Source organism: Staphylococcus sp. SB1-57 (genome assembly GCF_017086425.1).
Lineage (GTDB): Bacteria > Bacillota > Bacilli > Staphylococcales > Staphylococcaceae > Staphylococcus > Staphylococcus warneri_A.
In genome coordinates this window covers 2,168,773-2,181,043 of sequence record NZ_CP070964.1, presented here as the reverse complement: position 1 = coordinate 2,181,043, position 12,271 = coordinate 2,168,773, and the positions used below count along the sequence as shown (strand labels likewise).

Annotated in this window: 10 protein-coding genes; 9 read left to right on the top strand and 1 reads right to left on the bottom strand. The window is 33.6% G+C overall.

Annotated elements, in window-relative coordinates:
• The first annotated feature begins 61 nt into the window (after positions 1-61).
• Positions 62-949: a pyridoxal 5'-phosphate synthase lyase subunit PdxS gene (gene pdxS, locus JX000_RS10800; RefSeq protein ID WP_002451194.1), complete on the top strand. Its 888-nt coding sequence runs from the start codon at positions 62-64 to the stop codon at positions 947-949.
• A gap of 3 nt (positions 950-952) precedes the next feature.
• Positions 953-1,510: a pyridoxal 5'-phosphate synthase glutaminase subunit PdxT gene (pdxT, locus tag JX000_RS10795; protein WP_002451195.1), complete on the top strand. Its 558-nt coding sequence runs from the start codon at positions 953-955 to the stop codon at positions 1,508-1,510.
• A gap of 56 nt (positions 1,511-1,566) precedes the next feature.
• Here the strand turns inward: pdxT and JX000_RS10790 are convergent, their stop codons facing one another.
• Complete coding sequence (locus JX000_RS10790; protein WP_002451196.1) at positions 1,567-2,781, bottom strand: NupC/NupG family nucleoside CNT transporter; 1,215 nt, start codon at positions 2,779-2,781, stop codon at positions 1,567-1,569.
• 155 nt (positions 2,782-2,936) lie between these two features.
• On the opposite strand from JX000_RS10790, the gene JX000_RS10785 reads away from it, so the two are divergent.
• The 7 genes from JX000_RS10785 (at position 2,937) to gltX (ending at position 11,992) form a co-directional block, all read left to right on the top strand.
• Positions 2,937-3,398, top strand: coding sequence for a CtsR family transcriptional regulator (locus JX000_RS10785; RefSeq protein WP_002451197.1), 462 nt, complete (start codon positions 2,937-2,939; stop codon positions 3,396-3,398).
• 20 nt (positions 3,399-3,418) lie between these two features.
• Entirely contained in the window at positions 3,419-3,976 is a 558-nt protein-coding gene (locus JX000_RS10780; protein WP_002451198.1) for a hypothetical protein, read from the top strand.
• Entirely contained in the window at positions 3,969-4,973 is a 1,005-nt protein-coding gene (locus JX000_RS10775) for a protein arginine kinase (RefSeq protein WP_002451199.1), read from the top strand. Before JX000_RS10780 ends, JX000_RS10775 begins: the two co-directional genes overlap by 8 nt.
• Before the next feature lie 15 nt (positions 4,974-4,988).
• Entirely contained in the window at positions 4,989-7,442 is a 2,454-nt protein-coding gene (locus JX000_RS10770; protein WP_002451200.1) for an ATP-dependent Clp protease ATP-binding subunit, read from the top strand.
• 345 nt (positions 7,443-7,787) lie between these two features.
• Positions 7,788-9,152: a DNA repair protein RadA gene (gene radA, locus JX000_RS10765; protein WP_002451201.1), complete on the top strand. Its 1,365-nt coding sequence runs from the start codon at positions 7,788-7,790 to the stop codon at positions 9,150-9,152.
• 26 nt (positions 9,153-9,178) lie between these two features.
• Complete coding sequence (locus JX000_RS10760; RefSeq protein WP_002451202.1) at positions 9,179-10,252, top strand: PIN/TRAM domain-containing protein; 1,074 nt, start codon at positions 9,179-9,181, stop codon at positions 10,250-10,252.
• A 285-nt stretch (positions 10,253-10,537) separates the two neighbouring features.
• Positions 10,538-11,992 carry a glutamate--tRNA ligase gene (gene gltX, locus JX000_RS10755; RefSeq protein ID WP_206140698.1) on the top strand — a complete coding sequence of 485 codons (1,455 nt, stop codon included), beginning with the start codon at positions 10,538-10,540 and terminating at the stop codon, positions 11,990-11,992.
• Positions 11,993-12,271 lie beyond the last annotated feature (279 nt).

Below are 12,271 nucleotides of genomic sequence, written 5' to 3'. Positions count from 1 at the left end.
TTTTTAAATATCAGTTTATCCTTTACAATTAATTTAATCAAGAAGTAAAGGGGTAGAATTTATGTCTAAAATAGTTGGATCTGAAAGAGTTAAACGAGGAATGGCTGAAATGCAAAAAGGCGGCGTTATTATGGATGTTGTCAATGCGGAACAAGCTAAAATTGCAGAAGAAGCTGGTGCTGTTGCAGTTATGGCATTAGAACGAGTACCTTCTGATATTAGAGCAGCTGGTGGTGTTGCACGTAGTGCTAACCCTAAAATTGTTGAAGAAGTTATGAATGCTGTATCTATTCCAGTTATGGCTAAAGCACGAATTGGTCATATTACAGAAGCTCGTGTATTAGAAGCAATGGGTGTGGATTATATTGATGAATCAGAAGTACTAACACCTGCTGATGAAGAATATCATTTGCGTAAAGATCAATTCACAGTACCTTTTGTATGTGGTTGTCGTAATTTAGGTGAAGCTGCTCGTCGTATCGGCGAAGGGGCTGCTATGTTAAGAACTAAAGGAGAACCGGGTACGGGCAATATTGTCGAAGCAGTAAGACATATGAGAAGAGTTAATGCTGAAGTGAGTCGATTGACTGTTATGAATGATGATGAAATTATGACATTTGCTAAAGATATCGGAGCACCATATGAAGTTTTAAAACAAATCAAAGATAATGGTAGATTACCAGTTGTTAACTTTGCTGCAGGTGGCGTTGCAACACCTCAAGATGCTGCTTTAATGATGGAACTAGGTGCAGATGGTGTATTTGTTGGATCAGGTATTTTCAAATCTGAGGATCCAGAAAAATTCGCTAAAGCGATTGTTCAAGCTACGACACACTATCAAGATTATGAGCTAATTGGTAAATTAGCTGCCGAATTAGGAACTGCTATGAAAGGCTTAGACATTAACCAAATTTCATTAGAAGAACGTATGCAAGAGCGTGGTTGGTAATATATGAAAATAGGTGTATTAGCGCTTCAAGGTGCAGTTCGTGAACATATTCGTCATATAGAATTGAGTGGTCATGAAGGTATCGCAATTAAAAAAGTAGAACAATTAGATGATATCGATGGTTTAATCTTACCTGGTGGTGAATCAACAACATTAAGAAGGTTAATGGATTTATATGGTTTTAAAGAAAAGCTTCAGCAATCAGATTTACCTATGTTTGGTACTTGTGCTGGTTTAATCGTACTAGCTAGTGATGTTGAAGGTGAGGAAGGCTATTTAAATAAATTGGATATTACAGTTCAACGTAATTCATTTGGTAGACAAGTAGATAGCTTTGAATCAGAATTAGACATTAAAGGTATCGCTACGGATATAGAAGGTGTTTTTATTAGAGCACCTCATATTGCGAAAGTAGCTGACCATGTTGAAATATTAAGTGAAATTGGCGATAAAATCGTTGCTGTTAAGCAAGATAAATATTTAGGGGTATCATTCCATCCTGAATTAACAGATGATTATCGTGTAACGGACTATTTTATTAACCATATGATTCAAAAATAAAAATAAGGCAATGTATGATTGAGTTTAAATACCCAATCATACATTGCCTTTGTTCATTAAATGAAGAATCCAGCAATTGCTGCTGAAATAAATGATACTAATGTCGCACCGAATAATAATTTTAATCCGAATCTTGCAACAACGTCACCTTTTTTATCATTTAATGATTTAATAGCACCAGAAATAATACCAATAGAGCTAAAGTTAGCAAATGATACTAAGAATACTGAAGTAACACCTTTAGCATGTTCTGAAATGCCATTTAACTTACCTAATGCCTGCATTGCAACGAATTCATTTGATAGTAATTTAGTTGCCATAACAGAACCTGATTGAACCGCATCGTTCCATGGTACACCTGCTAAGAATGCAAATGGAGCAAAAACAAATCCAATTAAAGTTTGGAAATCCCATTTGATTGCACCACCTGAAAGTAAACTGAAAGCACCGCTTACTAAACCATTAAGTAACGCGATGATTGCGATGTATCCAATTAACATCGCGCCTACGATGACTGCCACTTTAAATCCATCTAAAATATACTCCCCAAGCATTTCAAAGAAAGATTGATTTTTAGTTTCACTTTCGGCAACTAATAATTTATCATCTTCTTCATTAACTTTATAAGGATTAATAATTGAAGCGATAATGAAACCACCAAATAAGTTTAATACAACGGCTGTTACGACGTATTTCGGTTCAATTAATGTGAAATAAGCACCAATAATTGAAGCAGATACAGTAGACATTGCAGATGCAGTTAATGTATACAAACGTTGTTTAGGTATATAAGGAAGTTGTTGTTTTAAAGAAATAAATACTTCAGATTGACCTAAAATTGCTGCTGCTACTGCATTGTATGATTCCAAACGTCCCATACCATTGATTTTTGAAATCAGGAAACCTAACACATTAATTATAAATGGTAAAATTTTAGTGTATTGTAAGATACCGATTAATGCTGAAATAAATACAATTGGTAATAAAACGTTAAAGAAAAATGGTGGATTTTTAGGATCTACATATTTAAAACCACCGAAAACGAAGTTAACGCCTTCTGCTGCTTTAGATAGTAAATAACCAAAACCATTAGCAATACCACCAATGACTGTAATACCAATATTTGTTTTTAATAAAATGAAGGCGAAAATTAATTGAATTACTAATAATAATCCAACATATTGCCAACGAATATTCTTTCTATCTGAACTAAATAAGTACGCGAGTGCTAAAAAGAAAATAATTCCAATAATCCCTATGAGAATGTGCATGTTTTTTCATTCCTTTAATTTATTCTATTGTCTATCATACAATAAAAAATAAGCGCTAACATCATAAAATTTAAAAATTTAAAATCAAATTAATTGAAAATGGTCAAAGTTGGTCATATAATATAGTCAAAGAAGGTCAAAAAGAGGTGATAATCATGCATAATATGTCCGACATCATAGAACAGTACATTAAACATTTATTTGAAGAAACCAATGAAGATGTGGTGGAAATTCAAAGAGCAAATATTGCTCAACGTTTTGACTGCGTCCCTTCTCAATTAAACTATGTGATTAAAACGAGATTTACAAATGAGCATGGTTACGAAATAGAAAGTAAACGTGGTGGTGGTGGTTACATCCGAATCACGAAAATTGAAAACAAAGATGAAACAGGTTATATTAATCATTTACTTCAATTAATAGGTCCTTCAATATCCCAACAACAAGCACTTTATTTAATAGATGGCTTGTTAGATAAGGGACTTGTAAATGAAAGAGAAGCAAAAATGATTATTGCTGCTATTGATCGAGAAACGTTAAAAATGGATATTGTATCTCGAGATATTATTAGAGCAAATATTCTTAAAAGAATTTTACCTGTCATAAATTACTACTAGAAGAATTGAGGTGTTGCTTTTTGCTTTGTGAAAATTGCCATTTAAATGAAGCTGAAGTTAAATTAACAGTTAAAAGTAAAGATGGTGTGCAAGAAAAATGGGTATGTAGTACTTGTGCGCAAGGTGATAACCCATGGACGCACCAAGAGCAATCATCCTATCATCATCAAGATGATATAGAAGAAGCATTTGTTGTAAAGCAAATATTACAACATTTAGCGACTAAACATGGTATTAATTTTCAAGAAATGGCATTTCAGGAAGAAAAAAGATGTCCAACTTGTCATATGACGTTAAAAGACATCGCACATGTAGGCAAATTTGGTTGTTCCAATTGCTATGCAACATTCAAGGATGACATCTTAGACATAGTAAGACGTGTGCAAGGCGGTCAGTATGAACATGTTGGAAAAGTGCCTCAATCTTCTTATCATAAGCTTGCGCTTAAAAAGAAAATCGAAGAGAAGAAACAATTTTTACAACAATTAATAGATGAACAAGATTTTGAACAGGAAGCCATTGTTCGAGACGAAATTAAATCGCTACGTGATGAGAGCGAGGTGCAACAGGATGAGTGACTTAGAACCTAACATTAGTGAGTGGATGAAAACGACTAAAGAAGCACCAGTGGTCATTTCTTCAAGAATTCGCTTAGCAAGAAATCTTGAAAATCATGTTCATCCACTCATGTTTCCGACAGAACAAGATGGATTTAGAGTAATAAATGAAGTGCAAGATGCATTACCCAACATGACTTTGAAAAGACTAGACATGATGGACCAACAAAATAAAATGAAATTAGTAGCTAAACATTTAGTGAGTCCAGAGTTGATTAAACAACCAGCATCGGCCGTTCTATTAAATGATGATGAATCAATCAGTGTCATGATTAATGAAGAAGATCATATTAGAATTCAAGCGCTAGGTACAGATTTATCTCTAGAAAGATTGTATAAAGAAGCGTCGACGTTAGATGATGAAATCGATCAACAACTCGATATCAGTTATGATGAACATCTAGGTTATTTAACAACATGTCCTACTAATATAGGAACTGGTATGAGAGCAAGTGTGATGTTGCATTTGCCAGGTCTTTCTATCATGAAAAGAATGTCAGGTATAGCACAAACAATCAATCGATTTGGTTTTACCATTCGAGGAATATACGGTGAAGGGTCACAAGTTTATGGCCACATTTACCAGGTTTCAAACCAATTAACATTGGGGAAAACAGAAGAAGAAATCATAGAGAATTTAACAGAAGTAATCAATCAAATTATAAATGAAGAACTTCAAATTCGATCAAGATTAGATAAACATAAACATTTAGAAACGTTAGATAGAGTTTATCGTTCATTAGGAATACTGCAAAATAGCAGGCTTATCACTATGGAAGAAGCATCTTATCGATTGAGTGAAGTTAAATTAGGCATAGATTTAAATTATATCAAACTAGATAATTTTAAATTCAATGAACTGATGGTAGGAATTCAAACACCATTTTTATTTGATGAAGAGGATGAAACACCAGTCAATGAAAAGAGAGCGAATGTTTTAAGAGAACATATAAAATAGGAGGTAACAAATCATATGCTATTTGGTAGATTAACTGAACGTGCACAAAGAGTATTGGCTCATGCACAAGAAGAAGCAATTCGATTGAACCATTCAAATATTGGAACAGAACATCTTTTATTAGGTCTAATGAAAGAACCTGAAGGTATCGCAGCAAAAGTATTAGAAAGTTTTAATATTACAGAGGATAAAGTTATTGAAGAAGTTGAGAAACTAATTGGTCATGGTCAAGCACCTATGGCAACATTACACTATACACCTAGAGCTAAAAAAGTGATTGAATTATCAATGGATGAAGCACGTAAGCTACATCATAACTTTGTTGGAACAGAACATATTTTACTTGGCTTAATCCGGGAAAATGAAGGTGTAGCAGCACGTGTATTTGCTAACCTTGATTTAAATATCACAAAGGCACGTGCACAAGTGGTTAAAGCATTAGGAAGTCCAGAAATGAGTAATAAAAACGCTCAAGCAAATAAATCTAATAACACACCAACATTAGATGGTTTAGCACGTGATTTAACAATTATTGCTAAAGATGGCACATTAGATCCAGTTGTGGGTCGAGACAAAGAAATTACTCGAGTTATAGAAGTACTTAGTCGTCGTACTAAAAATAATCCTGTATTAATTGGTGAGCCAGGTGTAGGTAAAACAGCAATTGCGGAAGGATTAGCTCAAGCAATAGTGAACAATGAAGTGCCCGAAACACTAAAAAACAAACGTGTCATGTCACTAGATATGGGTACGGTTGTAGCTGGTACAAAATACCGTGGTGAATTTGAAGAACGATTGAAAAAAGTAATGGAAGAAATTCATCAGGCTGGTAATGTGATTCTATTTATTGACGAATTGCATACATTAGTAGGTGCAGGTGGCGCTGAAGGTGCTATAGATGCTTCAAATATCCTCAAACCGGCATTAGCTCGTGGCGAATTACAATGTATTGGTGCCACAACGTTAGACGAATATCGTAAAAACATTGAAAAAGATGCCGCTTTAGAGCGTCGTTTCCAACCTATTCAAGTTGATGAGCCTACAGTTGAAGACACTGTATCAATCTTAAAAGGACTTCGTGATCGTTATGAAGCACATCACCGTATCAATATTTCAGATGAAGCTTTAGAAGCGGCTGCTAAATTAAGTCATCGTTATGTATCAGATCGTTTCTTACCAGACAAAGCGATTGATCTAATTGACGAAGCAAGTTCAAAAGTAAGATTGAAGAGTCATACAACACCTAATAATTTAAAAGAAATTGAACAACAAATTGAAAAAGTAAAAAATGAAAAAGATGCAGCTGTCCATGCACAAGAATTTGAAAATGCAGCTAACCTAAGAGATAAACAAACAAAATTAGAAAAACAATACGAAGAAGCTAAAAATGAATGGAAAAACTCACAAGATGGGGTGAGTACATCATTATCAGAAGAAGATATTGCTGAAGTTATTGCGGGTTGGACAGGTATCCCATTAACTAGAATTAATGAGACAGAATCAGACCGTTTACTAAATCTAGAAGATACACTACATCATAGAGTTATTGGTCAAAAAGATGCCGTTACATCCATCAGTAAAGCTGTTAGACGAGCAAGAGCAGGCTTGAAAGACCCTAAACGTCCAATTGGTAGCTTTATATTCTTAGGGCCTACAGGTGTAGGTAAAACTGAATTAGCCCGTGCTTTAGCAGAGTCAATGTTTGGTGAAGATGATGCTATGATTAGGGTTGATATGAGTGAGTTTATGGAAAAACATGCTGTCAGTCGTTTAGTCGGAGCCCCTCCAGGCTATATTGGACATGATGATGGCGGTCAATTAACTGAAAAAGTAAGACGTAAACCATATTCAGTTATCCTATTTGATGAAATTGAAAAAGCACATCCAGATGTATTTAATATACTTTTACAAGTTTTAGATGATGGTCATTTAACTGATACTAAAGGACGTCAAGTTGATTTCCGAAATACAGTTATCATTATGACATCCAATGTTGGTGCACAAGAATTACAAGACCAACGTTTTGCTGGTTTTGGTGGTGCAGATGATGGTCAAGACTATGAATCTATACGTAAAACAATGATGAAAGAGCTTAAAAATGCTTTCCGTCCTGAGTTCTTAAACCGTGTGGATGATATTATTGTCTTCCATAAATTATCTAAAGATGAACTTAAAGAAATCGTCACTATGATGGTGAATAAATTAACATTGCGTTTATCAGAACAAAATATTAATATCAAAGTTACTGAAAAAGCCAAAGAAAAAATTGCTGAAGAAGGTTATGACCCAGAATATGGCGCAAGACCATTGATTCGTGCAATTCAAAAAACAGTTGAAGATAATCTAAGTGAATTAATCTTAGATGGAAATCAATTGGAAGGTAAAGAAGTAACAGTGGACCATGATGGTGAAGCATTTAAATATGATATTCAAGATAGAAAAGTAGATAAGGCTTCTACTGAAGCGTAAACAATTATAGACTCTATTATGCTATAAGAGGTGGGAACTGAAGTATTCCCACCTCTTTATTTATATTCCGATAACACTATTATTCTAATATTTCCAATGATTACTAAATTGAGTTGTGACATAATAGAAATCAATGCTAGTGATATATAATTGTCTTTATTGATAATTGTAGAAAAGCATTAATTAATAAAAATTAAAATTTACATATTATTACGAAAAAATGACTTTATCGAATTGAATTATGAATACTTTTAAAAAATTAATTAAAGCATTAACATTTAATTTGTCATTATGAAAGTGTCAGTTTAAAATAGATTTGTTCTTAAATATAACGGAGGTGCGAAATTGGCCAAGAAAAAGATAATATTCGAATGTATGGCATGTGGCTATCAATCTCCAAAATGGATGGGAAAGTGTCCTAATTGTGGTGCATGGAACCAGATGGAAGAAATAGTAGAAAAAGCAGCCAACCCTAAACATGGTGTTAAATCTAAAGAAGCAGCAGGAAAAGTACAAACATTAGATAGTATCAAAAATGAATCAACACCACGTATTCTTACAGAATCTAAAGAATTTAACCGTGTACTTGGTGGAGGGATTGTCAATGGATCATTAGTGTTAATAGGCGGAGATCCAGGAATTGGGAAATCCACGTTACTTCTACAAATTTGTGCCTCACTCTCACAATCTAAAAATGTTTTATATATAACAGGTGAGGAATCAATTAACCAAACCAAATTACGTGCAGATCGTTTAGAAGAAGATTCAAGTCAATTACAAGTATTAGCTGAAACAGATTTAGAAGTCATCTATCAAACAGTTAAAGACATTAATCCGGACTTACTAGTCGTCGACTCTATCCAAACGATATACCATCCAGAAATCAGTTCTGCACCAGGGTCTGTGTCACAAGTTAGAGAAAGTACGCAAAGTTTAATGAATATAGCTAAACAAATGAATATAGCTACATTTATTGTTGGACATGTTACAAAAGAAGGTCAAATTGCTGGACCAAGATTACTTGAACATATGGTGGATACTGTATTGTACTTCGAAGGTGATGAACATCATGCTTATCGAATACTAAGAGCAGTTAAAAACCGTTTTGGTTCGACAAATGAGATGGGAATATTTGAAATGAAACAGAGTGGTCTTAAGGGTGTTCTGAACCCTTCAGAGATGTTTTTAGAAGAACGTTCAACTAACGTGCCAGGTTCAACAATTGTTTCAACTATGGAAGGTACAAGACCACTACTTATTGAAGTACAGGCGCTTGTAACACCGACTACATTTAATAATCCACGTCGTATGGCTACTGGTATCGATCACAATCGTTTAAGCCTATTAATGGCAGTTTTAGAGAAAAAAGAAAATTATCTACTACAACAACAAGATGCTTATATTAAGGTTGCTGGTGGCGTAAAATTAACTGAACCTGCAGTTGATTTAAGTATCATCGTCGCTACAGCTTCAAGCTTTAAAGATAAAGCTGTAGACGGCTTAGACTGCTTTATTGGTGAGGTAGGTCTAACAGGAGAAGTAAGGCGGGTTGCTAGAATAGAACAACGTGTGCAAGAAGCGGCTAAATTAGGGTTTAAGAGAGTTATTATTCCACAAACTAATATTGGTGGTTGGACTTTCCCTGAAGGTATTAAAGTAGTAGGCGTTTCATCAGTACACGAAGCATTAAAATACGCATTTAATTCATAAATGATTTGAAAGAGAGGGGGTAAAAAATGAACCCATTAAGATTAATGGTTGTAGCTATTTATATGATTATTGGTGCGACTTTAGGAATCATTATTATTCCAGAAGTTGTGAACGATTTAGGATTTAACCAATTTCCAATTTTGACGAATCATTATATTGACGGACTCATTGGGATTATTGTATTTTTTATTATTTTTGGTTTCTTTATCAAACAAATTACATTTGCTTTTAAAGAGTTAGAACATACAATCATGAAGCGTAGTGCTGTAGAAATATTATTTGCTACAATTGGCTTAATTATTGGACTACTAATCTCTGTAATGATTTCATTTATTTTAGAATTAATAGGGAATTCAGTTTTAAATCATTTTATTCCAATTATTATTACAATGATTTTATGTTATTTTGGCTTTCAATTTGGCTTAAAAAAGAGAGACGAAATGCTTATGTTTTTGCCAGAAAACATCTCACGTTCAATGTCTCAACATTCATTTAAAGCAATCCCTAAAATCATCGACACAAGTGCCATTATTGACGGGAGAGTTATAGATATTATGAAATGTGGATTTATGGACGGAGAGGTACTTATTCCACAAGGTGTGATTAATGAACTACAAGTCATCGCTGATGCTAATGATAGTGTTAAACGAGAAAAAGGACAAAGAGGTTTAGATAAACTGAATCAAATATATGATTTAGAATATCCCACACGTGTAATACACCCAACAAAATCACATAGTGATATAGATACTTTGTTGATTAAATTAGCAAAACAGTATCATGCACATATTATTACAACAGATTTCAATCTTAATAAAGTTTGTCACGTACATGGAATAAGTGCGTTAAATGTTAATGATTTATCTGAAGCGATTAAACCCAATGTACACCAAGGAGACCATTTAAATATCTTACTTACTAAGATGGGGAAAGAGCCAGGTCAAGGAGTTGGTTATTTAGACGATGGTACTATGGTTGTTGTTGATAATGCTAAGAAATTGATAGGACAACATGTTGATTTAGAAGTTATTAGTTTATTACAAACATCATCAGGACGTATTGTCTTTGCTAAAAACTTAAATGAAATAACGGAAGAATGATTATTGTATATGGAAAATCAGTTTCATGTGAAACGAGTTGAAAACCTAGTAGTATGAATACACGAAAAATGAAGGCTAGTAACTTATCAAAGTAGCGTAGAAGTGCTACAATTGTTTCTGACACAATTTGTATTATCAATGATTCATGTTTGACAGATAGACATTATATTTATCATAAAAACTAAATCATAGATAAACATTCGTTACATATTCAATAAGGAAAGTTGAATGAATATTGTTACAATATATAAATATCGATAATTAAAAACTACAGGAGTGGATAAAATGAGTGAACGCGTAAGAGTAAGATACGCACCAAGTCCAACAGGATACTTGCATATCGGTAATGCACGTACTGCCTTATTTAACTATTTATTTGCTAAGCACTATGGTGGCGATTTTGTAGTGCGTATTGAAGATACTGATAGTAAACGTAATTTAGAGGATGGCGAATCTTCACAATTCGATAACTTAAAATGGTTAGGATTAGAATGGGACGAATCAGTTGATAAAGATAAAGGTTATGGACCATATCGTCAATCTGAACGTGCAGATATCTATAACCCACTTATTAAGCAATTATTAGATGAAGATAAAGCTTATAAATGTTATATGACTGAAGAAGAATTGGAAGCAGAACGTGAAGCGCAAATTGCACGTGGAGAAATGCCAAGATACGGTGGTCAACATGCTCACTTAACAGAAGAGCAACGTCAACAATTCGAAGCGGAAGGTCGTCAACCATCAATTAGATTCCGTGTACCTAAAGATAAAACATATACTTTTAATGATATGGTTAAAGGTGAAATTTCATTTGATTCAAATAATATGGGTGACTGGGTTATCGTGAAAAAAGATGGTGTGCCAACATATAACTTTGCCGTAGCCATAGATGATCATTACATGGAAATCAGTGATGTTATACGTGGTGATGACCATGTTTCAAATACGCCTAAACAATTAATGATTTATGAAGCATTTGGATGGGAAGCACCTAGATTTGCTCATATGTCACTTATTGTTAATGAAGAACGTAAGAAACTAAGTAAACGTGATGGACAAATTTTACAATTCATCGAGCAATATCGTGATTTAGGTTATTTACCAGAAGCGTTATTTAACTTTATTACATTATTAGGTTGGTCACCTGAAGGTGAAGAAGAAATTTATTCTAAAGAAGAATTCATTAAAATCTTTGACGAAAAACGATTATCTAAATCACCTGCATTCTTTGATAAACAAAAATTAGCATGGGTTAATAACCAATATATGAAACAAAAAGATACTGAAACAGTATTTGAATTAGCACTACCACATTTAATTAAAGCTAACTTAATCCCAGAAAACCCTTCTGAAGAAGATTTAGATTGGGGACGTAAACTTGTTGCTTTATATCAAAAAGAAATGAGTTATGCTGGTGAAATCGTTCCACTTTCAGAAATGTTCTTCAATGACATGCCTGAATTTGGTGAAGAGGAAAAAGAAGTAATCAATGGCGAACAAGTGCCAGAACTAATGACACACTTATATGGCAAATTAGAAGCACTTGAACCATTCGAAGCAGCGGAAATTAAAAAAACGATTAAAGAAGTACAAAAAGAAACTGGTATTAAAGGTAAACAATTGTTTATGCCAATTCGTGTTGCGGTTACAGGACAAATGCATGGTCCTGAATTACCGAATACAATTGAAGTGCTTGGTAAAGATAAAATATTATCACGTTTGAAAGAATATATCTAAGCATATTGATAAAATCAAAAAAGTTGAAATTCACACTTGAAAAATTATAATTTAACACATAATATTGAATGTAATAAGTGAATTAAAACAAAGGATTAGTAATTAAATAGTACATGATGCAGAGAGTGTGCGGTGGCTGCGAGCACAACATGGAAATTAATGAATGCACCTTTGCTAGTTAAATTATATATGGATTAAATGAGAGTAAATTTATGTGATATAATACATTGAATTGATGTATATACAAAGATTTACTGAACGAAGAGTGGAACCGTGCTT